Source organism: Variovorax durovernensis, from assembly GCF_977011995.1.
In genome coordinates this window covers 4927479-4949109 of record NZ_CDRNCW010000001.1, presented here as the reverse complement: position 1 = coordinate 4949109, position 21631 = coordinate 4927479, and the positions used below count along the sequence as shown (strand labels likewise).

Sequence of the window (21631 nt, the reverse complement as noted above, 5' to 3'; positions counted from 1 at the left end):
GTCATGCTGTGATCGGCCACTTGGGCAGGCGTGCCTTGCGGTAGGGCAGCGTCGTGAGGTCGAGCGTCACGGCACCCGGCGCGCCCGCGTAGATGACGTGCTTCGCCACCTTGGAGTACGACGCGTAGAAGTGCTGTGAAGACTTCACGACCACGATCTTCTTTGCGGCCAGGTCGCAGCCCAGCTGGGTGAACAGGTCGGTGCCCATGGCCTGGTTGCGCCGCGTGATCAGCACGATCTCGATGCCGCCCGCCTCGATCAGCGCGCAGTCGCCCATGGCCGTGGGCGTGTTCGACAGGCCGGTCATCACCAGGTCGTGCATGAGTGCCTTCACCGTGCAGTCCAAGTCCAGCGGGTCGCCCGACAGCGGGCTGATCTTGCCGCCGATGCGCATCTGCAGCCTGGCGCCCACGCCCGCGTCGAACGCGATGCGCACCGCGATCGGGTCCCACATCGGGCCCAGCGCCGCGTTGGTGATGCCGCGCTCCAGCATGCGGCGCAGGATGAAGGTGGAGTCGCTCGCCGCGCCGCCGCCGGGGTTGTCGGCACCGTCGGCCAGCACCACCGGGCCGCCGTCGAAGGCCAGTGCTTCGTCGAGCGAGGCGTCGATGCTGGGGTAGTTGACCGTGAGGCCGTCGCGCATGGCGATGACTTCGTCTGCCAGCTGGCGTGCCAGCGCATCGGCCTTGGCTTGGTCGCCGTCGGTGTAGACCAGCACCTTGGTGCCCATCTCGGGCACGTCGCCCCACGAGAAACCGTGCGTGAGCGAGACCGAGAGCACGCCGTCTTTTCCTTCGAGCGACTGCATGCGCTCGACGAAGCTGCGCGCCGGCTCGCGCGAGGTGTGCACGGTGACGATGATGTCGCAGTCGACCATCGCATGCACCGGCTTGACCTTGCCTTCGACCGCCGCGGCGCAGATGTCCACCAGCTCCAGCCCGCGCTCGAGCACGTCGGTGTGCGGATATTCCTTGAAGGAAACCATCACGTCGGCGTTGTCGACCATCGCGGGCGTGAGGTGGTTGTGCGGATCGAGCTCGGCGCCGATGACCACGTCGGGCCCGACGATCTGCCGCACGCGCTGCAGCATGTCGCCTTCGCAGTCGTCGTAGCCGTCGGCCACCATCGCGCCGTGAAGGCCGAGCAGCACCATGTCCACCGGCAGTGCGGCGCGCAGGTCGGTGAGCATTTCGTCGCGCAGCGTCTCGTAGGCGTGGCGCGTGGTGATGCCGCTGGGCTGTGCGCCGGCCACCATGCCTTCGAGCAGCGTCCAGCCCTTTTCCTTGCCGCGGATGCGCGCCGCCCACAGCGGTCCCGAGTAGATCGTCAGCGCATCGGGATGCTGGCCGGCGGGGAAGTAGCCGCGGTCCTTGAAGGAGGCGAGGCCGGTCGGCATCGGGCCGAAGGTGTTGGTCTCGGTGGCGAGGGAGGCGCTGAACACACGCATGGATGGTCTCTTTTGTGGTTGTGGGTTTTTTCTGTTCAGGCCGCGGCGGCAGTGCGCAGCCGCTGCGGGCCGAGCATCTCGGCCGTGAGCCCGAAGTCCGCGATGCGCTGCGGCAGCGGCAGACCGCGCGCCAGTGCGGCGCAGGCCTCGCCCATGGCAGCCGAGGTCTGGATGCCGTAGCCGCCCTGCGCCGCCACCCAGAAGAAGCCGGGCGCGGCGGGCTCGAAGCCGCCGACCAGGTCGCCGTCGGCCACGAAGGAGCGCAGGCCCGCCCAGGTGCGCGTGGGCCGGCGGATGCTGAGCGTGGTGGCTTCCTCGATGTGGTGGATGGCGTAGGCGATGTCCAGCTCTTCGGGCTGCACGTCCTGCGGTTCCACGGGGTCGGCGTTGGCCGGCGAGCCCAGCAGCATGCCGGCGTCGGGCTTGATGTACCAGCTCTCGTCGGCGCCGAACACCATCGGCCAGTGGGCCACGTTCTCGCCCTCGGGCGGCGCGAAGATGAAGGCCGAGCGCCGGCGCGGCTCTATGCCCAGCGGAGGCACGCCGGCCAGCCGCGCGATGGTGTCGACCCATGCGCCGGCGGCGTTGAGCACCACAGGGGCTTCGTACACGATGCCGCCTGCGGTCACGCGCCAGACATCGCCCGTGCGCTCGATGGCCGTCACGCCCGCATCGCACACCAGCTTGCCGCCGGCCTGCCGCATGCCGCGCAGGTAGCCCTGGTGGATGGCGTGCACGTCCATGTCGGCGGCGTCGGGCTCGTACACGGCGCCCTGCACCTGCTCGGGCCGCAGCGCGGGCACCAGCTCGCGGGCCTGCTCGCCGCTCAGGCGCGAGGCGCCGGTGTCCATGGCGCGAAGCACTTCCCAGTGGGCTTCGAGCTCGGCCATGTGCTCGGCGCCCGCGACCATCATGGCGCCGCGCGGCGTGAGCAGCGGATGCTCGGAGAAGCCTTCGGGCGGATGTTCGAGGAAGGCACGGCTGGCCATGGTGAGGGCGCGGACCTGCGCCGTGCCGTAGCTCTCCATGAAGAGCGCGGCCGAGCGGCCGGTGGAGTGGTAGCCCGGCTGGGACTCCCGCTCCAGAAGGATCACACGGGCGTGCGGCGCGAGCCAGTGGGCCACCGAAGCCCCGGCAATGCCGCCGCCAATCACAAGGTAGTCGGCCACGAGGGGCGCTGGTGTGTTGGAAGTCATTGGCGAAAAGTGTAGGAACAAATTTGCGGATACGCAAATTAAAAAAGACCAACCAAGGGGAAACCATGGTGCACCGTCGTGGTGAAATTTGCGTTCACGCAATTTGCGGATACGCAACTTCCGGGCCCGGCAAGCGTCTGCCCGCATGGATGGCGCGGCCGCGGACTGGCAGAATCCCCTTGCATCACAAGAGAAAGCCAAGCGTGAATCCACACACAGGGACCAAGCCGGCGACCAGGCCGAAGGACGAGCCGCCCACGCTGGACCGCACCACTTTCGGTCATCGCCTGCGCAGCGCGCGCAAGCGGTTCGGCTGGACGCTGGCGCAGCTGGCCGAGCGCTCGGGCGTGTCGATCACCACCATCTCTCGCGCGGAGCGCGGCCAGCTCGCGCTGGGCTACGAGAACTTCACCGCGCTGGGCCGCGCGCTCGAGATGGACATGAACGCAATGTTCGCGGGCGCCGGCGTCAAGCCCGCGCAGCTCGACGGCCCGGTGGTCACGCGCGCGGGCAAGGGCGTGGTGTACCGGGGCCTGTCCATTGCCTACGAGTTCCTGGGCACCACGGCGGCCGGCAAGCAGATGAGCCCGATCGTCGGCACGGTGCATGCGCGCCGCATCCACGGGCCGGAAGACTTCGTGCGGCATGCGGGCGAGGAGTTCGCCTATGTGCTGTCGGGCGAGATCGACGTGCACTTCGACAACGGCGAGGTGCTGCGCCTGTCGCGCGGCGACTCGCTCTATTTCGACAGCCGCCTGGGCCACGCCTATGTGAGCGTGAGCCGGCAGCTCGCGCGCATCGTCGGCATGACGATCGGCGAGAGCGGGCACATGAAGTCGGCGCGAGAGGCTCCGGCGTTGAAGGTGCCGCGCATCGTCAGGGCGAAGGCCGAGCAACCCGCGAAGAAGCGGGCGGCGCGCGGCAAGGGTTGAGGGCCGGGGCGAGGCGGCGGGTGTCGCCGATTTGCTGGCAAACCGCGACGTCGCCGATATGCTGTGCGCCGCTCATCAACCAGAGTCGACAACACACATGACCCAGCACTCTTCCTTCTTCGCCCTCCGCTCCATTGCCGCTGCCTGCGGCCTTGCATTCGGCGCCATGGTTGCCGCGCACGCCGCACCCGACGCCAGGCTGCTGGCCGCCGCCGAGAAGGCGCAGCCGGCAGTGATCGACAACCTCAAGGAAATGGTGCTGATCGAGTCGGGCAGCCTCAACGTCGACGGCCTGCTCAAGATGGCCGACGTGGTGGAAGGGCGCCTGAAGGCCGCCGGCTTCAAGACCGAGCGCCGCAAGGCGACGGCCGGCGCGGGCGCAGACATCGTGATCGCCACGCTCAAGGGCACGGGTAAGCGCAAGATCATGCTGCAGGGCCACATGGACACGGTGTACCCGGCCGGCATCCTGAACGGCCAGCCCTACAAGGTCGACGGCAACCGCATCTACGGCCCCGGCATTGCGGACGACAAGGGCGGCCTTGCGGTCATCATGGCCTCGCTGAAGATCCTGGCCGACGCCGGCTGGCGCGACTACGACACGCTCACCGTGGTGATGAACCCCGACGAGGAAGTGGGCTCGGTCGGCTCCGGCGAACTGATCGCGACCATGGCCGACCAGCACGACACGGTGCTGTCGTTCGAGCCGACGGCGGCCAAGTCGGTGGTCAAGGGCGAATCGCTGCTGCTGGGCGCTGCCGGCATCGCCACCGCCACGCTCGAGGTGAAGGGCCGCGCGGCACATGCAGGCGCCGCGCCCGAGTTGGGCCGCAACGCGCTGTACGAACTGTCGTACCAGATGCTGCAGACCAAGGACATCGCCAAGGACATTCCCGGCGTGACGCTCAACTGGACCGTGGCGCGCGCCACCGGCCCGCTCAACCAGATCACCGAGAAGGCGCAGGCGCAGGGCGACGTCCGCATCACGCAGCCCGGCGCGGAGAAGAAACTCAACGAAGCGCTGCAGGCGAAGGTTGCGGCCGGCAAGCTGATTCCCGACACCGAGACCACCGTGAAGGTGGAAGTGGGCCGCCCGGCCTTCATCGCTGGCGAGAAGGGCCGCGCGCTGGCCGAGAAGGCGCAGGCCATCTACAAGGAAATCGACCGCGACCTCGCGCTCACGCCCATGACCGGCGGCGGCACCGACGCGGGCTATGCGGGCCGCTCGGGCAAGGCCACGGTGGTCGAGAGCTTCGGCCTCGCGGGCTTCGGCTACCACGCCCGCGACGAATACATCGAAGTCGATTCGATCGTGCCGCGCATCTACCTCGTCACGCGGCTGCTGACCGAAATCGGCAAGAACTGAGCGAACGTTGCTGAAAAAAAGAGCCGGCCTGCGCTAGCAGCCGGCTCCCCGCTCAGGGATGCTGTGGCGGTTGCCCCGGCTCGCCGGGGCGGGGTGGGCGATGGGCGGCTGCGGCCGCCGCTGCAGCGGCTACGCGCTGTTGCTGCTGTGCCTGTTGCTGGGCGTGCTGTGCCTGTTCTTGCTGCATGCGCTGCTGCTGTTGCTGTGCCTGCTGTTGTTGGCGTTGCTGCTGCATCTGCATCGCTTGTTGCTGTTGCTGCTGGCGAGCCTGGTTCTGCGCCTGTTGCTGCTGCAGTTGCTGCTCGCGCTGGTGCTGCATCTGTTGCTGCTGCTGTTGCGCCTGGGCCTGCTGCTGCGCATGCGCTTGCTGCTGAGCCTGCCGTTGCTGCTCCATCTGCTGGCGCCTTGACTGCTCCTGCGCCTGCTGTTGCTGGCGAGCCTGATTCTGCACCTGTTGCTGCTGCAGTTGCTGTTCGCGCTGGTGCTGCATTTGTTGTTGCTGCTGTTGCGCCTGGGCCTGCCGCTGCGTATGCGCTTGTTGCTGAGCCTGCCGTTGCTGCTCCATCTGCTGGCGTCTTGATTGTTCCTGCTGCGCTTGTTGTTGCTGGCGTTGCTGCTCCTGTTGCTGCACGCCTGGAGGCTGGCCCGCGAGGCGCGCAGGCTGGTGCTGCTGTTGTGCCTGCTGAGCCTGCTGCTGACGGCGCAGTTGATCCTGCTGTTGCTGCTGCTGGAGTTGTGCTTGCTGAACCTGCTGCCGCTGTTGTTGCTGCAGTTGTTGCGCGTGGAGCTGCTGTGCCTGTTGCACCTGCTGTTGCTGAGCCTGCGCTTGCTGCTGCGCGCGCTGCTGTCCCTGCTGCTGCATCTGCTGCTGGCGCAACAGGGCTTCCTGCTGACGGGCCTGCTGTTGTTGCTGCTGCTGGGCCAGCGCAGCTTGCTGCTGCATCTGCTGTTGCTGCTGCGGCGCAAAGCCCGGAGCGGCCGCGAAGTTGGGTGCGCCAGCGCCTGCCGGGAGCCCGCGCGGCGCACCGTTATTGTTGTTGTAGACGTTGCGCACGTTGGTCACGCTGTTGACCACGGTGGTCGAGCGCGAGACGTAGGTGTTGTTGTTGTAGACCACGGCAGGGCGGTACGCCGGCGGCGGCGGCGCGCCGGTGTCGCGGCCGCGCCAGCCCGGTGCACCCCAGTTCATGTTCCATGAATGCCAGCCCCAGTCGTGGCGCTCCAGTGCGGCACCGACCACGATGCCGGCACCGAAGGCAAGCGCGCCTGTCGCGATCACCTGCCCCTGGCTGTAGCCCGGCGCCACTTCGACCGCCGGTGCATAGGCGTAGCCCGGGTACACCGGCTGGGGCGTGCCGTAGATCACTTGCGGGTCATAGGCGGGCACGTACACCACGTCGGGCTGCACCGGTTCGATGGTGATGTACTGCGGCGGGGCCTCGATCACGGGCGGGCCGCTGTAGTACACGGCCTGCGAATCCGGCGCGGGTGCGTAGTTCTGCGGCGTCGTCGCGGCGGTGGCCACGCGCAGCTTGTCGTTGTTCTTGAGGCGACCGGCCTTGGCCGCGCGTTGCCGCATGACCTGGATGGCGTTCATCACGTCCGTCGGGTCGTTGTAGTAGGCCTTGCCGAGCGATTCGGTCCACGGAATGTTCGCGGCCATCTGGTTGACCACGCTGCGGAAAGCGGTGAGCGACTTCACGCTCGGATCCCATGGTTGCTGGTTGGCCGCGTCGGCCAGCGGACCGGCCTTGAGGTTGGGGTTCTGCGCAAGCCAGTCGTGCGCGGCGGTGATCTGTTCGGGATAGGTTGCGCCAGCCAGGATCTGCGCTATCAGCTTGTCCGGATAGAGCGCTATGGGCGCGACCATTTCATAGAGCTTGTCGGCCGACGGCGGCGTGTAGGCCACCGGCACCGCAGCGGCGGGTGCATTGGTCTGCGGGACCGAGGGTGCTGGAATCGAAGAGGCGGCGGGGTCGACGGCGGCAGCCGGCGTGCCGGGTGTCTTGTTGTCGCAGCCGGCGAGGGCAATGGCCCCTATGCACAGCGAGATCGTAAGGAGCCGCGGGACCGTTGGGCGATGGTTTCTTGTCATCTGGAGTTCCTTGTAGCGCCGGTGTCGTGCCCGGAACTCTTTCAACGGCGCGCGGCAACAGGCGATGACAGAGCCTGCGCCGTGGATGCAACGGTCTGTGTCGGCGGCGCGCCGTCAACCCTGTCGGCGCGGGACCACAGTCCGCTGCTGTCGGCCCAAAGACCTACTTGGCGCCGCCCGTGTACTTGGTCACATTGGCCGCGCTGACGTGGTAGCCGCTCACGCCCATCATGGAGTCGTTGCGCAGCGTCTGCAGCTTGCCGGTGACCCACACGGTGTCCATGGCGCGGAACTTGGCACCCTTCTGCGGCACCACGTGAAGGATCTGGTTGGCCGGCGGCGGCGGCGTGTGGATGCAGGCGCCGAAGTAGGGCACCAGCAGGAACTCGGTGACCTCGCCCTTGGCTTCTTCGAGCGGCACGATGAAGCCCGGGATCTTGACCTCCATGCCATTCATGGCGGGGTTGGTCGGTGCGTTGTTCGACACCTCCTGCATCTTCATGAGCAGCTCGTTGGCGCGCGGGTCGCCGTCATCAAGGGCGCTCAGGTCCATGCCCTTGAACTCCTTGGCCGGGTCCCAGTCTTTGGGCACCAGTTCTTCCCAGGTGATCTGGCGCGGCTGGCCCGGCGTGGCCTTGGCGGCCGCCGGGGCTGCTGCCTTGCCGCCGAGCGGGTTGGTGGCCGTGGTGTCCTTGGGTGCCGGGTCGGCGGCCCAGGCAGCGGCCGCGAGGCCGGCGCCGGCGAGCAGCATTGAAAGCCGCATGAAAGGCTGGACCGTGGGTGTCTTCTTTGCGATGCGCATGTTCATATCCTTGGGGAAAGGCCATCCGCCAGCGAGAGGCGGTAGGCGCGGATGCCAGGCAAGAGGCTTGCCAGCCAGCCCGCGACCAGCAGGCTCGCCATCAGCAGCCATTCGTTCAGTGTAGGTTCGGAAAGGCTCAGTGTCAGCCCGAACTGCGCCTGCAGCCATGGGGAGAGCAGGGCGATGCCCAGCACCGCCATCACCACGCCGAAGGCCACGCCCAGCACCGTGACCATCGCGCCTTCGAGCGCGAGCAGTGCCAGCACATGGCGCAGCCCGGCGCCCACGGCGCGCAGCACGGCGAGTTCGCGGCGGCGCTCGTTGAGCCCGGCCATCACCACCGACACCAGCCCCGCGAGGCTCACCAGCGCGACCAGCGCCGACATCAGCAGCAGCGCGTTCTCGCCGATGCCGATCACGCTCCACAGTTCGTCGAGCGCCACGCCGGGCAGGATGGCCATCAGCGGTTCGCCGGTGTAAGTGGAGATCCAGCGCTGCACGCCGAACACGGCGGCGCGGTTCTTCAGGCCCACCAGCGCGGCCGTCACGTTCTTGGGCGTGAGGTCGAACTTGCGCACCTGCTCGGCCGGAATGTGCACGCCGGGCATCGGCGCGCCGCCCACCCATTCGAGGTGGATGGCTTCCATGGCCGGCAGGCCGATGTGCACCGTGCGGTCGACCGGCGTACCGGTTCGCGCGAGCACGCCCACCACGGTGAAGGGCTTGTCGGCATGCTCGGCCACGTTGAGTTCGCCGCTGCCATGCGCGAGCGTGATCTTCTGGCCCACGTGGTAGCCGAGCTTGTCGGCCACTTCGGCGCCGACCACCGCGTCGAAGAGTTCGCTGAAGGGCTTGCCTTCGCGCATCTTCAGCAGTTGCCGGTCACCGTAGCGAAAGCGCGTGAAGTATTCGGGCGAGGTGGCCAGCACCGCGAAGCCGCGATGCGAATCGCCCAGCGACAGCGGCACCACCCAGTCGACACCGGGGTGCGCTTCGAGCGCCTGCACGCTCTTCCACGAGATGTTGTTGGTCGCCGCGCCGATGCGGAACACCGAATACAGCAGCAGCTGCGTGGAGCCGGTGCGCGCGCCGACGATCAGGTCGGTGCCGGAGACGGAGGACGCGAAGTTCTCGCGCAGCTCGGTGCGGATGCGCTCCACGCCCAGCAGCAGGAAGGTCGACAGCGCGATGGAGAACACGGTGAGCGCGAGCGTGAAGCGCCGGTTCCAGGCGCTGCGCCACGCAATCGAGAAAAGCGCCTTCATGCGTCCACCGCCATTGCGCTGGATGCCGCGCGGTTGATCTCGGGCAGCAGCACGTGCCGCACGAAGCGCTGCGCTATTCGCTGGTCATGGCTCACGAACACCAGCGCGCTGTGGTTCTGCGCGCAGGCCGTCAGCAGCACGTCGAGGAAAGCTTCGCGGCGGTCTTCGTCGAGCGCCGAGGTGGGCTCGTCCGCGATCACCACTTCAGGCTGGCCGATGAGCGCGCGCGCCGCGGCCACGCGTTGCTGCTGGCCGACCGACAACTGCAGCGCCTGTCGCTTCCAGAGGTTGCGGTCCAGGCCCATCTGCGCGAGCAGGTGCTCGGCCTCTTCGCGGGCGCTGCCGTTGCGTGAGGCCTGCGCTTCGCGCCGCGCGGAGAAGCGGCAGGGCAGCAGCACGTTGTCGATCACGCTCAGGTAAGGCAGCAGGTTGAACTGCTGGAAGATGTAGCCCACGTGCGCTACGCGGCTGCGGTCGCGCTGGGTGCCCGAGAGCTTCGACCAGTCGTGGCCCAGCAGCGTGACGCGGCCTTCGTCGGCCACCAGCACGCCGGCCAGCAGCGACAGCAGCGTGCTCTTGCCGCAGCCGCTGGGGCCGTGGAGGAACACCGATTCGCCGGCGGTGATGCGAAAGGCCTCGATGTCGATGCATGGCGTCTTCACGCCGGGCCATGAGAAGCGCAGCGCTTCTGCAGCGAGAACGACGCGCAATGCCGACGTCTCGCCCTGCGGGGAGTTGCTCACAGCGTCACTTGCCCCAGCTCAGCCGGACCGGCTGCGACGCCTGCGCGCCGGCGGGACGCTTGAGCTGGCGCTTGAACTGGCCTTGCGCGGAGGCGATCTGCGAATCGATCTGGCGCAGTCCCTTGAACGCGCCGAACAGGTTCACGTCGATGAACTTCGCGGCGGCCGCATTGGTGCAGTTGAAGGAGAAGGTGGCGTCGAGGTCGGCATGGCCGACGGGTTCGGCCGGGTCGGGGTTGCCCAGGCCCAGCGCGCCCGAGCGCAGGTCGACCGGGCCCAGCTTGCAGTTGGCGGCCGGGTCGACGATGAAGAGCTTGTCGGCCGCGCGCAGCACGGCCACGGCGTCTTCGACGGCTTTCTTCTCGGCGTCGGTCTTGGGGGCGCGTTCGAAGCCGACGATGTTGTCCAGCGGCGACTCCATGTCGATCACCACCGTGGGCCCGTCGACGGCCACGTCGAGCTTGAGCTGGCCGTGCACGTGCGCATGCTGCTGCTGTGCCTGCGCGGAAAGGAACGGGGCGGCCGCGAACAGCGCGGCTGCGATTGCGAGACCGGTGGTGCGTCGGAGTCGGGTGTGCTTCATGGTTCAGCGCCTTGCCGGGTCGGCAGCCCCGGCGTGTTGCTCCATTCGCTCCAGCTGCCGGCATAGAGCGCGGTCGTCCCGAACCCCGCGATCTGCATCGCGAGCAGATTGGGCACGGCGCTCACGCCACTGCCGCATTGGTGGACGACGGTCGCCGGGTCGCGTCCCGCGAGCAGCGATTCGAACTCGGCACGCAATTGCGATGCCGGCTTGAACTTGCCGTCCGGGCCGATGTTCTCGGCGAAGGGCCGGTTCAGGGCCCCGGGGATGTGACCGGCGATCGGGTCCAGAGGTTCCACCTCGCCGCGGTAACGTGCGCCGGCGCGTGCGTCGATCAGGTTCTGGTCAGGCTGGCCGAGCCGGCTCAGCACGGTGTCGGTGGTCACGAGCTTCGCAATGGGCTCGCCCGCCACGAAGTTCGACTGGAAGCGCGCGGGCTCCTCGCGGTCGGTCACCTCGCCGCCCGCGGCCTGCCAGGCCTGCAGCCCGCCGTCGAGCACGGCCACTGCCTCGTGGCCCATCCACTTGAGCATCCACCACAGGCGGCCGCAGTAGTTGGCGCCGTTGCGGTCGTACGCCACGGCCTGCATGTCGTTGGCAAAGCCGATGCCCGAGAGCCATGCCGCGAACTTCTCGCGGCTCGGCAGCGGGTGGCGTCCGCCCGATGCGGGAACGCCGTCTTCCTGCGCTGTCACGACTTCGCCGTGGGCGCCCGGTGCGCCGTGCTTCGCGCTGAGGTCGGTGTCGAGGTTGGCGTACAGCGCGCCCGGAATGTGCGCGGCGGCGTACAGCTGCGCACCGGCTTCGGGCTTCATGAGGTCGAAGCTGCAGTCGAACAGCATGAAAGGCTTGTCGCCGGCCTGCAGTTGCCGTAGCTGTTCGACGGTGACGAGGGTGGTGTACATGGCGTTTGTCCTTCGTTGCCGGGGCCGCGCGGGCCCGCTGTTTCGATTCAGTTCAATGTTCTTCGGCAGGTGCCTTGGGCACCGCCCGTTGCCGCAACACAGTTGCGGCAATGCCGCTCGCGATGATAAGAGCCATGCCACCCCAGCCGGAGGCGTCGATGCGGTCGTTGAACAGCACCACGCCGTAGAAGGCCGCGAAGACGATGCCCGAATACTGCAGGTTGGCCACCACCAGCGTACCGGCCTGGGTCTTGGCGGTGGCGTAGGCGCGGGTCATGCACAGCTGTCCGAGGGCGGCGAGCAGGCCGATCGGCAGCAGCCACAGCGCATGCTGCCATGTCCACGAGGCACCCCCCGAAAACCCCGTGGCCGCCGTGGCGAAGGCACCAGCCACTGCCGAGCCGACCGCGAAATAGAACACCGTGCGCAGCTCGGGCTCGCCGATGCGCGACAGCGCCACCACCTGCATGTAGGCAAAGGCGGCGGTCAGGCCCGACAGCAGGCCCAGCATGCCGGCGAAGCCTTCGTTGCCGCTGACCGTGGGCTTGAGCATGAGCACGACGCCCGCGAAGCCCGCGAGCACCGTCATGGCCAGCGTGCCCTGCAGCGGCGGGCGCTCCACCCGGCCGTCGCGCCCGGGCACCGGCACCCAGGCCAGCAGCGCGCCGCCGACCAGGAAGGCCGCGACCCACACGCTGCTCATGTAGTTGAGCGTGACGGCGGTGGCCAGCGGCAGGTGGGCGATGGCATAGAACCACGCGCCCAGCGAGATCACGCCGATGGTGCTGCGCCAAGCGTGCATGCCGGGGTACCGGGTGGCGAGCGAGACGCCGCGGTTGCGTGCCAGCAGCCACAGGAACACGATGCCGATGAGGCCCCGGCCCAGCACCATCTCGCCGCTGTTGAACCACTCCGAGGCAATTTTCACGACCACGCTCATCGTGGCGAACAAAAAGGCGCCGAGCACCATCCAGAGCGCTTGCATCGTCAGTCAGTCTCGAAAACTAGAAGGAAATAAAAAAGCCCGATGGTTTCATCGGGCCGGAGGCGGCAGGGGCTCAGGGCTGCTGCATTGCAGCCTTGTACCACTCGTGGAACTGCTGCATGCCGTCTTCCATGGGGCTCTGGTAGGGGCCGGTCTCGTTGTCGCCGCGCAGCATCAGCGCGCGGCGGCCCGCGTCCATGCGCTCGGCGATTTCGTCGTCTTCCACGCAGGTTTCCATGTAGGCGGCCTGCTGGGCTTCCACGAATTCGCGCTCGAAGGCGACGATTTCCTCGGGATAGAAGAACTCGACCATGTTGAGCGTCTTGGTCGGGCTGACCGGGTGCAGGGTCGACACGGTCAGCACGTGCGGATACCACTCGACCATCACGTGCGGGTAGTAGGTCAGCCAGATGGCGCCGTACTTCGGCGGCTTGCCGTCGCGGTACTTGAGCAGCTGCTCCTGCCATTTCTGGTAGATCGGGCTGCCCGCGCGGCCCAGGCGGTTGGCCACACCCACCGTCTGGACCGAATAGCGGGGCTTGAACTCCCAGCGCAGGTCGTCGCAGGTGACGAAGCTGCCCAGCCCCGGGTGGAACGGGCCTACGTGGTAGTCCTCGAGGTAGACCTCGATGAAGGTCTTCCAGTTGTAGTTGCACTCGTGCAGCTCGACGCGGTCGAGCGCGTACCCCGAGAAGTCGAGGTCGGCCTGCGGGCCGAGACCGGCCATGTCGGCGGCCACGTCGGGGCCGGAGCCGTCGGCGTTCTTTTCGAAAAGAAGGCCGTTCCATTCGGTCAGCGGGTAGTTGTGCAGGTTCAGGCAGGGGTCCTGCTCGAAGTGCGGTGCGCCGATCAGGGTGCCGGTGGTGCGCGAGTCGCTCGCGGCGTAGGTCCAGCGGTGCAGCGGGCAGACGATGTTGCCGCCGGTCTGGCTGTCGAGCTGGCCCCGGCCCTTCAGGATCAGGGCCTGGCGGTGGCGGCAGACGTTGGAGATCAGCTCCACGCCCTTGGGCGTGTGGACCAGCGCGCGGCCCTGGTGCTCCTGCGGCAGGGTGTGGAAGTTGCCCTGTTCGGGCACGGCCAGGCGATGGCCGACGTAGCGGGGCCCTCGCGAGAAAAGGTTTTGCATTTCGCGGGCATAGAGCGCCTCGTCGAAATACGCGGAAACTGGAAGTTGGCTCGCGGCCTGCTGCAGTTGAAGACTTAAATCAGACATGGATGACCTGACCAAGCTCCCCACAGGGAGAAAAAGGAAAAAGAACGGAAAGGCGCCGCCTGGATGGCTCGGCGGCCCGAAGAATGTGCTGGCGTTGCCAACGAGAGAAGTTCGCATTGTACCCGGGGGGCATCTTTTGGCTCGATCCGTGCCGGGGTGGCCCGCAGGCGGTGGCCGCTTGTGCCCGTCCCAGTCCTAAAATGCCCGGTTTCACCCACGTTTCGCTTGCATGCCCAAGGTGCCAACCCCTTCCTCGTCCAGCCCGGCGGCAACGCCTGATACGGGCCCGCTGCCCGCCAGTTACGAAGCCGGGCTCCAGGAGCTGGAACAACTGGTTGCGGAACTCGAATCAGGCCAGCTCCCCCTCGACCAGCTGCTCGTCAGCTACCAGCGCGGCGCCGCGCTGCTCGCCTTCTGCCGCGACAAGCTGCAGGCGGTCGAAGACCAGATCAATGTGCTCGATGCGGGCAGCCTGAAGGTCTGGACTTCCGAATGAGCACGGCCACGATCACGGCTTCCCCCCGCTGGGACGCAAAGACCCTGGCCGCCTGGTGTGATCCCCACCTGGCGAACGTCGAGGCGGCGCTGTCGCGCTGGGTCGGCGTCGACGCCCCCGTGCTGCTGGGCGACGCCATGCGCTATGCCGTGCTCGACGGCGGCAAGCGCCTGCGGCCGCTGCTGGTGCTGGCTGCGAGCGAGGCCGTCGGCGGCAACAAGGCCGCCGCGCTGCGCGCCGCCTGCGCCACCGAGCTGATCCACGCCTATTCGCTGGTGCACGACGACCTGCCCTGCATGGACAACGACGTGCTGCGGCGTGGCAAACCCACGGTCCACGTCAAGTTCGGCGAGGCCGACGCCCTGCTGGCCGGCGATGCGCTGCAGGCCCTGGCCTTCGAACTGCTCACGCCCGAAGGCGACGAGGTTCCCGCTGCCACCCAGGCCCTGCTGTGCCGCCTGCTCGCACGTGCCGCTGGCAGCCAGGGCATGGCCGGCGGCCAGGCCATCGACCTGGCCAGCGTCGGCATCGCGCTCGACGAGGCGCGGCTGCGCGAAATGCATCGCCTGAAGACCGGCGCGCTGCTGCAGGGCAGCGTCGAGATGGGCGCCGCCTGCGGCGCCGTGACGCCTGCCGCGCTGGCCGCACTGCGCGACTACGGCGCGGCCATCGGCCTCGCATTCCAGGTGGTCGACGACATCCTCGACGTCACCGCCGACTCGCAAACCCTGGGCAAGACCGCCGGCAAGGACGCCGCGGCCGACAAGCCCACCTACGTATCGCTGCTCGGCCTCGACGGCGCGCGCGCCCAGGCCCGCCAGCTGCTGGCCGACGCGCTCGCCGCGCTGGAAAAGAGCGGCCTGGCCGACACTGCCGCCCTGCGTGCACTGGCCCACATGGTGGTCGACCGCGATCGCTGAGAGAAAAGAACAAACCTCCCCCATGGCTGCTCCGCTGCTTCCCACACTCCACGACCCCGCGCCGATCCGCAAGTACGACCGGGCGCAACTGCGCCAGCTGTCCGACGAGGTGCGCGCCTGCGTGCTCGACAACGTCTCGCGCACCGGCGGCCACCTGAGCTCGAACCTCGGCACGGTCGAGCTGACGGTCGCGCTGCACCACGTGTTCAACACGCCGCACGACCGGCTGGTGTGGGACGTGGGCCACCAGACCTACCCGCACAAGATCCTCACGGGCCGGCGCGAGCGCATGCCCACGCTGAGGCAGATCGGCGGCATCTCGGGCTTCCCGCAGCGCAGCGAGAGCGAGTACGACACCTTCGGCACCGCCCACTCGTCGACCAGCATCTCGGCGGCGCTGGGCATGGCCATGGCCGCCAAGCAGAAGGGCGAGGATCGCCACACCGTGGCCATCATCGGCGACGGCGCGCTCACCGCCGGCATGGCGTTCGAGGCGCTGAACAACGCGGGCGTGTGCGACTGCAAGCTGCTCGTGATCCTGAACGACAACGACATGTCGATCAGCCCGCCGGTGGGCGCGCTCAACCGCTACCTCGCGCAGCTGATGAGCGGCAATTTCTACGCCGCCGCCAAGAGCGTGGGCAAGAGCGTGCTGCGCAATGCGCCGCCGCTGTTCGAGCTGGCCAAGCGGCTGGAGCAGCATGCCAAGGGCATGGTCGTGCCGGCCACGCTGTTCGAGCAGTTCGGCTTCAACTACGTCGGCCCGATCGACGGCCACGATCTCGATTCGCTGGTACCCACGCTCGAGAACCTCAAGCACCTCGAGGGCCCGCAGTTCCTGCACGTGGTCACCAGGAAGGGGCAGGGCTACAAGCTGGCCGAGGCCGACCCGGTGGCCTACCACGGCCCCGGCAAGTTCGATCCGCAGGTGGGGCTGGTCAAGTCCACCGCCGCGGCCAAGCAGACCTTCACGCAGGTGTTCGGCCAGTGGCTGTGCGACACGGCCGCGGCCGACGGCCGCCTCGTGGGCATCACGCCCGCGATGCGCGAAGGCTCGGGGCTCGTGGAGTTCGAGAAGCGCTTTCCCGGCCGCTACTACGACGTCGGCATCGCCGAGCAGCACGCCGTGACCTTCGCTGCCGGCTTGGCCTGCGAAGGGCTGAAGCCGGTGGTCGCGATCTACTCGACCTTCCTGCAGCGCGCCTACGACCAGCTGATCCACGACGTGGCGATTCAGAACCTGCCGGTGGTGTTCGCGCTCGACCGCGCGGGCCTGGTGGGGGCCGACGGTGCCACGCACGCGGGCGCCTACGACATTCCGTTCCTGCGCTGCATCCCGAACATGAGCATCGCGTGCCCAGCCGACGAGCGCGAGTGCCGCCAGCTTCTGACCAGCGCCTACGAGCAGAGCCATCCGGTGGCGGTGCGCTATCCGCGCGGCTCGGGTGCCGGCGTGGCGCCGCATCTCACGCTCGACGCGCTGCCCCTGGGCAAGGGCGAGATCCGCCGCGAGGGCAAGCGCATTGCGATCCTCGCTTTCGGCACGCTGTTGTATCCGGCGCTGACGGCGGCCGAGTCGCTCGATGCGACGGTGGTCAACATGCGCTGGGCCAAGCCGCTGGATGTCGAACTGCTGCTGCAGGTCGCGCGCACGCACGATGCCATCGTGACGCTGGAAGAGGGCGCCATCATGGGCGGCGCCGGCAGCGCGGTGCTCGAGGCGCTGCAGGCTGCCAACGTGCAGAAGCCGGTGCTGCAGCTGGGCTTGCCCGACCAGTTCGTGGAGCACGGCGATCCGGCGAAGCTGCTGGCCGGCATCGGGCTCGATGCGGCGGGTATCGAGAAGTCCATCGCGGACCGCTTCGGCCGCGCCTGACCCGGATTCGCTCCTTCCCCCGCTGGGGGAAGGCTGGGATGGGGGCAAGCGGCGCTGGAGAGGCCGCTGCGGTTCGAAGGCCGCCGTGCCCCCACCCCGACCCTCCCCCAGCGGGGGAGGGAGGAATACCAAAGACCCGTCAGCTCCCCAGGTACGCGTCCTGCACCTTCGGGTTGCCCAGCAGCTCCCGCCCGGTGCCCGACAGCACGATGCTGCCCGTCTCGATCACATAAGCCCGGTCCGCAATCTTCAGCGCCTGGCGCACGTTCTGCTCCACCAGGAAGATCGTCAGCCCCTGCTTGTTGATCTCGCGCAGCGTGCGGAAGATGTCCTGCACGATGATCGGCGCCAGGCCCATCGAGGGCTCGTCCAGCAGCAGCACGCGCGGCTTGGCCATCAGGGCGCGGCCGATGGCCAGCATCTGCTGCTCGCCGCCCGAGAGGTTGCCGGCCAGGCCATCGGCCCGGTCCTTCAGCACCGGGAACAGGGTGTAGATGCGTTCCAGGTCGGCTGCGCGCGCGGCCGCACCGTCGCGGCGCGTGTAGCCCCCCAGTTCCAGGTTGTCGCGCACCGTGAGGGTGGTCAGCGTGGCGCGGCCTTCGGCCACCTGCACCACGCCGCCGGCCACGATCTTGTGGGGCGACAGCGCCGTGATGTCCTGGCCCGCGAACAGCACGCGTCCGCTCGTCTTCTTGACGAGGCCCGACAGCGCCAGCAGCGTGGTCGACTTGCCCGCGCCGTTGGCGCCGACCAGCGTGGTGATCTGCCCTTCGTGCAGTTCGAAGTCGATGCCCTTCACCGCCTGCACATGGCCGAAGTTCACCTTCAGGTCCTGCACCTGCAGCAAGGGGTTGCTCGTTGCGGCGCTCATGCGGCGGCCTCCTGGTCGTTCGTGGCTTCGTCGTCCTCGCGGCCGAGGTAGGCCTCGATCACCTGCGGGTCGTTGCGGATCTGCTCGGGCCCGCCGCGCGCGATGATGCGGCCGAAGTTCAGCACCGCGATCTGCTGGCACAGCCCCATCACGAAGCGCATGTCGTGCTCGATCATGAAGACCGTGAAGCCGCGCGCCGCGATGTTCTCGATCTCGACCATCAGCTCGCTTTTCTCGGTGCTGTTCATGCCGGCCACCGGCTCGTCGAGCAGCAGCAGCGTGGGCTCGGTGGCCAGCGCGCGCGCCAGCTCCAGCTTGCGCTGGTCGCCGTACGAGAGGTTGTCGGCCACGTCGTTGGCCTTGTGGTCGAGCTTGACCCAGCTCAGCAGTTCGCGCGCGCGGTCGCGGGCGCGCTTTTCCTCGCTGCGGAACAGGCCCGTGCCCGCCAGCAGGCCCAGCGGGCCGTAGCGCAGCTTGGCGTCCATGCCGACCGTGACGTTCTCCAGCAGCGACATCTCCTTGAAGATGCGGATGTTCTGGAAGGTGCGTGCGATGCCGCCACGCGTGATCTGGAAGGGCTTGCGGCCCGCCAGGTCCTGGCCCTGGAAGTGGATCGTGCCGCTGGTGGTGGGCAGCAGGCCGGTGATGAGGTTGAACACCGTCGTCTTGCCCGCGCCGTTCGGGCCGATGAGCCCGAAGATGCCGCCCTTGGGAATGTCCAGGTTCACGTCCTGCAGGACCTTGAGCCCGCCGAAGTGGCGCGACACGTTCTTCAGTGTCAAAAGCGTGTTGTCGCTCATTTGAATACCTCCGTGCTTCGCATTGCGGTGCGAGCTTGCTTGGGGCGGCCCGGCGCGGCGCTCATGCCGCGCTCCCCTTGCGTCCGAACCACTGGCGGATGCGCGTCGGGTCCCAGATGCCCTTGGGCAGGAACAGCACGATCAGCACCAGGATGAAGCCGTTGACCACGAGGCGGAACGCGCCCAGGCCGCGCAGCGTTTCCGGCAGCAGCGTGAGGATGGTGCCGCCCAGCACCGGGCCGGTGAGGCTGCCGATGCCACCAAGAATGGCCATCGTCAGGATGTCGACCGCGCGGTTGAAGCCGTACTCGGCCGGGCCGATGAAGAAGGTCAGGTGCGCGTTCAGCGTGCCCGCCAAGCCGGCAATGGCGCCGCCCAGCACGAACGCCAGCATCTTGTGGCCCGCCACGTCGATGCCCATCAGGCCGGCGGCGGTTTCGTCTTCCTTGATGGCCTCGAAGGCGCGGCCGACCTTGGAGCGGCGGATGCGCCACAGCACCAGCAGCACGAGCACCAGCGCCAGCGCCACGTGCCACCACTCGGTGGATTGCGGAATGCCGTTCAGGCCCAGCGCGCCGCCCGTGAGCGACTCGGCGTTCAGGATGGCGATGCGCACCACCTCGCCGAAGGCCAGCGTGGCCATGGCCAGGTACACGCCCGACAGCCGCAGCGTCGGCTTGCCGATGATGAAGGCGACCAGCGCCGGCGCGGCCATGCCCGCGGCAATGGCCACCGGGAACGGCGCGCCGTAGTTCAGCGTGAGGATTGACGCGGTGTAAGCGCCGATGCCCATGAATGCGGCATTGGCCAGCGCCAGCATGCCGCAGGCGAGGGTGAGCCAGATCGAGAGTGCCAGCAGCCCGTTGATGCCCAGCGAGAGCACCAGGTTGCTGTAGACCGACCAGAAATTGTCGAGGGCTTCCATGTCAGACCTTGCGCTCCTTCAGCGAACCAAAGAGGCCCTTGGGACGAACCAGCAGCACGAGGAACAGCAGGCCGAAGGCCACCGCGTCGCGCATGTTGGAGCCCACGTAGGCCACCGACAGCACCTCGGCGAAACCGAGGAACAGGCCGCCCAGCAGCGCGCCGCGGATGTCGCCCATGCCGCCCAGGATGATCACCGCGATGCCCTTCTCGAGCATCGGCTGGCCCATCAGCGGGAAGAGCGCGTTCGAGTACAGGCCGATCAGCACGCCCGCCACGCCGCCCAGGCCGGCGGCCACGAAGGAGGTCAGGAAGAACAGGCCTTCGACGTTCACGCCCACCAGGTAAGCCGCCTTGGGTGACTCTGCGATGGCGCGCAGCGCGCGGCCCAGTTGCGTGCGCTGCAGCGACAGCATCAGCACGCCCATCAGCACGAACGATGCGAGCACGATGCCCAGTTCGAGCACGGTGACATGGATGCCGGCGAACACCAGCGCGTCGTCGGGAATGGTGCCGGGCGGGAAGCGCAGGTTCTCCGCGCCGAAGATGCCCTGGATGCCGTTGTTCAGGATGATGGCCACGCCGATGGTGGCGATCATCGGAATCAGGTGGGGTGCGTTGCGCTTGCGCAGCGGTTTGAGCACCAGCACGTCGATCAGGAACCCCATGACGCCGCAGAACGCGAAGGCGAACGGCAGGCCGACCCACAGCGGCATGCCCGACACGCGCATGAATTCGGCCGCGGCATACGCGCCGACCATGAACACCGCGCCGTGCGAGAGGTTGATGACGCCGAGCACGCCGAAGATGAGTGTGAAGCCGAGCGCGAAGAGTGCGTAGACGCACCCCAGCGACAAGGCATTGACAAGCTGCTGATCGAGCACGATGGGCTTTCGTCAGGCCGCGACACGGGCGTGTTGCGGCAAATCAAAAAAGAAAACGGCGCAGTGACTGTCCTGCGCCATATGCGGGAGGCATGGCGGGCCGCGCGGCCCGCCACCGGGACTGCTTGCTTACTTCTCGATCACGAACGCGGTGCCTTTCGTGACGCTCACGATGGCCGTCTGCTGCGCGTCGTAGCCGGCGGGCTTGCCGGCCTTGTCCTTGGCGCGTGCGAAGGCGAAGGCGCCGGTGGCGCCGGTCCACTTCACGTTGGGCAGCGCGTCGCGCAGGGCGGTGCGGTCGGCCGCCAGGTTGCCCGACAGCTTCACGCCCTTGAGCGCCTGGGCCACCACGTACAGGCCGTCGTAGGCCTGCGCGGCGAACTGGTCGGGCGCCATCTTGAACTTGTCGTTGTAGGCCTTCTGGAACTTGGTGTTCTCGGGCGTGGCGTTGCTGGCCGACCAGGGGCTGCCGACGTACAGGTTGTCCGAGCTGCCCTTGGCCAGATCGAAGATCTTGGTCGAGTTCATGCCGTTGCCGCCGATGACCGGCACGTTCAGGCCGAGCTGGCGGGCCTGCACCATGATCGGCGCGCCTTCGGCCAGCAGGGCCGACAGCACGATGGCGTCGGGGTTGGTGGCCTTGATCTTGGTGAGCTGGGCCTTGAAGTCGACGTCGCCCTTGGCGAAGGTCTCGGTCGTGGTCACGGGCAGCTTCAGGTCTTCCAGGGCCTTCTTGAAGTTGTCGTAGCCGCTCTTGGTGAACACGTCGTCATTGCCGTACAGCACGGCGACCTTCTTCACGTTGCCGTGCTTGATGGCCACGCGCAGGGTCTCGGGCAGCACGTCGGCCTCGGTCACGGAGTTGCGGAACACGTAATCGCCGATCGAGGTGATGCCGTCGGCCGTGTTCGAGGTGCCGAAGGCCACCGTCTTGGCGGCCTGGGCGATCGGGTCGGCCGCCTGGGCCGAGTTCGACAGCGTGGGGCCGAAGGTCATCAGGACCTTGTCCTGGAAGATCAGCTTCTTGAAGACGTTGATCGCGTCTTCCTTCTTGCCCTGCTCGTCCTCGACGGCCAGCACGATCTTGTCGCCGTTGATGCCGCCGGCGGCGTTGATTTCGTCCGCGGCCAGCTGGAAGCCGTTGCGGATGGCGGCGCCGTACTGCGCGGCACCGCCCGACAGTGCGGCCGCGACGCCGATCTTGATGTCGGCGGCTTGCGCGCCGAAAGCGGTGGCCGCGGCGAACGCGAGCAATGCGGGCTTGAAGGAATTGGGGAGTCTCATGTCTTGATGCCGTTTTCGGGGGTGTATGTAAGGCGATATAACAT

20 protein-coding genes are annotated in these 21631 nt (G+C 67.8%); 5 read left to right on the top strand and 15 right to left on the bottom strand.

Going from position 1 to position 21631, the window contains the following annotated elements:
• Position 1 precedes the first annotated feature (1 nt).
• Both ACWV14_RS23495 and ACWV14_RS23490 read right to left on the bottom strand, forming a co-directional pair.
• Positions 2 to 1447, bottom strand: a complete 1446-nt coding sequence (locus ACWV14_RS23495; RefSeq protein WP_454903966.1) for a M81 family metallopeptidase — start codon at positions 1445 to 1447, stop codon at positions 2 to 4.
• 35 nt (positions 1448 to 1482) lie between these two features.
• The gene (locus ACWV14_RS23490) at positions 1483 to 2643 is read right to left on the bottom strand and encodes an NAD(P)/FAD-dependent oxidoreductase (protein WP_454903964.1); all 1161 of its coding nucleotides are present in this window, start codon (positions 2641 to 2643) and stop codon (positions 1483 to 1485) included.
• Between the two features lie 203 nt (positions 2644 to 2846).
• On the opposite strand from ACWV14_RS23490, the gene ACWV14_RS23485 reads away from it, so the two are divergent.
• Complete coding sequence (locus ACWV14_RS23485; protein WP_454903962.1) at positions 2847 to 3575, top strand: helix-turn-helix domain-containing protein; 729 nt, start codon at positions 2847 to 2849, stop codon at positions 3573 to 3575.
• Positions 3576 to 3672: 97 nt separating this feature from the next.
• The gene (locus tag ACWV14_RS23480; protein WP_454903960.1) at positions 3673 to 4941 is read left to right on the top strand and encodes a M20/M25/M40 family metallo-hydrolase; all 1269 of its coding nucleotides are present in this window, start codon (positions 3673 to 3675) and stop codon (positions 4939 to 4941) included.
• Between the two features lie 52 nt (positions 4942 to 4993).
• On the opposite strand, the gene ACWV14_RS23475 is transcribed toward ACWV14_RS23480, so the two are convergent.
• The 8 genes from ACWV14_RS23475 to ACWV14_RS23440 all read right to left on the bottom strand — a co-directional run bounded on the left by ACWV14_RS23475 (position 4994) and on the right by ACWV14_RS23440 (position 13532).
• Entirely contained in the window at positions 4994 to 7036 is a 2043-nt protein-coding gene (locus ACWV14_RS23475) for a DUF3300 domain-containing protein (RefSeq protein ID WP_454903958.1), read from the bottom strand.
• Positions 7037 to 7199: 163 nt separating this feature from the next.
• Positions 7200 to 7838: a DUF3299 domain-containing protein gene (locus tag ACWV14_RS23470; protein WP_422087675.1), complete on the bottom strand. Its 639-nt coding sequence runs from the start codon at positions 7836 to 7838 to the stop codon at positions 7200 to 7202.
• 2 nt (positions 7839 to 7840) lie between these two features.
• A complete protein-coding gene (locus tag ACWV14_RS23465; RefSeq protein WP_237679377.1) occupies positions 7841 to 9103 on the bottom strand; it encodes an ABC transporter permease in 1263 nt (420 codons plus the stop codon).
• Positions 9100 to 9846: an ABC transporter ATP-binding protein gene (locus ACWV14_RS23460; protein WP_454903957.1), complete on the bottom strand. Its 747-nt coding sequence runs from the start codon at positions 9844 to 9846 to the stop codon at positions 9100 to 9102. The genes ACWV14_RS23465 and ACWV14_RS23460 overlap by 4 nt, the downstream gene beginning before the upstream one ends.
• Before the next feature lie 4 nt (positions 9847 to 9850).
• Positions 9851 to 10429: a DUF2796 domain-containing protein gene (locus ACWV14_RS23455; protein WP_422087673.1), complete on the bottom strand. Its 579-nt coding sequence runs from the start codon at positions 10427 to 10429 to the stop codon at positions 9851 to 9853.
• Positions 10426 to 11334: a sulfurtransferase gene (locus tag ACWV14_RS23450; protein WP_454903955.1), complete on the bottom strand. Its 909-nt coding sequence runs from the start codon at positions 11332 to 11334 to the stop codon at positions 10426 to 10428. The genes ACWV14_RS23455 and ACWV14_RS23450 overlap by 4 nt, the downstream gene beginning before the upstream one ends.
• A gap of 52 nt (positions 11335 to 11386) precedes the next feature.
• The gene (locus tag ACWV14_RS23445) at positions 11387 to 12319 is read right to left on the bottom strand and encodes a DMT family transporter (RefSeq protein ID WP_422087671.1); all 933 of its coding nucleotides are present in this window, start codon (positions 12317 to 12319) and stop codon (positions 11387 to 11389) included.
• 73 nt (positions 12320 to 12392) lie between these two features.
• A complete protein-coding gene (locus ACWV14_RS23440; RefSeq protein WP_454903953.1) occupies positions 12393 to 13532 on the bottom strand; it encodes an aromatic ring-hydroxylating oxygenase subunit alpha in 1140 nt (379 codons plus the stop codon).
• A 229-nt stretch (positions 13533 to 13761) separates the two neighbouring features.
• Between ACWV14_RS23440 and xseB the strand changes: the two genes are divergently transcribed.
• From xseB to dxs, 3 genes are read left to right on the top strand one after another with little or no spacing between them, the layout of a single operon-like run.
• Positions 13762 to 14028, top strand: coding sequence for an exodeoxyribonuclease VII small subunit (xseB, locus tag ACWV14_RS23435; RefSeq protein ID WP_454903951.1), 267 nt, complete (start codon positions 13762 to 13764; stop codon positions 14026 to 14028).
• Entirely contained in the window at positions 14025 to 14948 is a 924-nt protein-coding gene (locus tag ACWV14_RS23430) for a polyprenyl synthetase family protein (protein ID WP_422087669.1), read from the top strand. The genes xseB and ACWV14_RS23430 overlap by 4 nt, the downstream gene beginning before the upstream one ends.
• A gap of 22 nt (positions 14949 to 14970) precedes the next feature.
• Complete coding sequence (dxs, locus tag ACWV14_RS23425) at positions 14971 to 16824, top strand: 1-deoxy-D-xylulose-5-phosphate synthase (protein WP_422087668.1); 1854 nt, start codon at positions 14971 to 14973, stop codon at positions 16822 to 16824.
• 139 nt (positions 16825 to 16963) lie between these two features.
• Here the strand turns inward: dxs and ACWV14_RS23420 are convergent, their stop codons facing one another.
• From ACWV14_RS23420 to ACWV14_RS23400, 5 genes are all read right to left on the bottom strand, one after another.
• Positions 16964 to 17695 (bottom strand): ABC transporter ATP-binding protein, encoded by a 732-nt coding sequence (locus ACWV14_RS23420; RefSeq protein ID WP_454903949.1) that lies wholly within the window; start codon positions 17693 to 17695, stop codon positions 16964 to 16966.
• A complete protein-coding gene (locus ACWV14_RS23415; protein WP_454903947.1) occupies positions 17692 to 18495 on the bottom strand; it encodes an ABC transporter ATP-binding protein in 804 nt (267 codons plus the stop codon). Before ACWV14_RS23415 ends, ACWV14_RS23420 begins: the two co-directional genes overlap by 4 nt.
• 61 nt (positions 18496 to 18556) lie before the next feature.
• The gene (locus ACWV14_RS23410; RefSeq protein ID WP_454903945.1) at positions 18557 to 19420 is read right to left on the bottom strand and encodes a branched-chain amino acid ABC transporter permease; all 864 of its coding nucleotides are present in this window, start codon (positions 19418 to 19420) and stop codon (positions 18557 to 18559) included.
• Between the two features lies 1 nt (position 19421).
• On the bottom strand, positions 19422 to 20303 hold the full coding sequence (locus tag ACWV14_RS23405) for a branched-chain amino acid ABC transporter permease (protein WP_422087664.1): 882 nt from the start codon (positions 20301 to 20303) through the stop codon (positions 19422 to 19424).
• Positions 20304 to 20432: 129 nt separating this feature from the next.
• Positions 20433 to 21587 carry an ABC transporter substrate-binding protein gene (locus tag ACWV14_RS23400; RefSeq protein WP_454903943.1) on the bottom strand — a complete coding sequence of 385 codons (1155 nt, stop codon included), beginning with the start codon at positions 21585 to 21587 and terminating at the stop codon, positions 20433 to 20435.
• Between the last annotated feature and the right edge of the window lie 44 nt (positions 21588 to 21631).

Coding starts and splice junctions, on each gene's coding strand:
- ACWV14_RS23465 (WP_237679377.1), bottom strand. CDS start 9,103: ATGAAGGCGCTTTTCTCGATTGCGTGGCGCAGCGCCTGGAACCGGCGC.
- ACWV14_RS23490 (WP_454903964.1), bottom strand. CDS start 2,643: ATGACTTCCAACACACCAGCGCCCCTCGTGGCCGACTACCTTGTGATT.
- ACWV14_RS23450 (WP_454903955.1), bottom strand. CDS start 11,334: ATGTACACCACCCTCGTCACCGTCGAACAGCTACGGCAACTGCAGGCC.
- xseB (WP_454903951.1), top strand. CDS start 13,762: ATGCCCAAGGTGCCAACCCCTTCCTCGTCCAGCCCGGCGGCAACGCCT.
- ACWV14_RS23430 (WP_422087669.1), top strand. CDS start 14,025: ATGAGCACGGCCACGATCACGGCTTCCCCCCGCTGGGACGCAAAGACC.
- ACWV14_RS23445 (WP_422087671.1), bottom strand. CDS start 12,319: ATGCAAGCGCTCTGGATGGTGCTCGGCGCCTTTTTGTTCGCCACGATG.
- ACWV14_RS23410 (WP_454903945.1), bottom strand. CDS start 19,420: ATGGAAGCCCTCGACAATTTCTGGTCGGTCTACAGCAACCTGGTGCTC.
- ACWV14_RS23415 (WP_454903947.1), bottom strand. CDS start 18,495: ATGAGCGACAACACGCTTTTGACACTGAAGAACGTGTCGCGCCACTTC.
- dxs (WP_422087668.1), top strand. CDS start 14,971: ATGGCTGCTCCGCTGCTTCCCACACTCCACGACCCCGCGCCGATCCGC.
- ACWV14_RS23420 (WP_454903949.1), bottom strand. CDS start 17,695: ATGAGCGCCGCAACGAGCAACCCCTTGCTGCAGGTGCAGGACCTGAAG.
- ACWV14_RS23400 (WP_454903943.1), bottom strand. CDS start 21,587: ATGAGACTCCCCAATTCCTTCAAGCCCGCATTGCTCGCGTTCGCCGCG.
- ACWV14_RS23470 (WP_422087675.1), bottom strand. CDS start 7,838: ATGCGCATCGCAAAGAAGACACCCACGGTCCAGCCTTTCATGCGGCTT.
- ACWV14_RS23475 (WP_454903958.1), bottom strand. CDS start 7,036: ATGACAAGAAACCATCGCCCAACGGTCCCGCGGCTCCTTACGATCTCG.
- ACWV14_RS23480 (WP_454903960.1), top strand. CDS start 3,673: ATGACCCAGCACTCTTCCTTCTTCGCCCTCCGCTCCATTGCCGCTGCC.
- ACWV14_RS23440 (WP_454903953.1), bottom strand. CDS start 13,532: ATGTCTGATTTAAGTCTTCAACTGCAGCAGGCCGCGAGCCAACTTCCA.
- ACWV14_RS23455 (WP_422087673.1), bottom strand. CDS start 10,429: ATGAAGCACACCCGACTCCGACGCACCACCGGTCTCGCAATCGCAGCC.
- ACWV14_RS23495 (WP_454903966.1), bottom strand. CDS start 1,447: ATGCGTGTGTTCAGCGCCTCCCTCGCCACCGAGACCAACACCTTCGGC.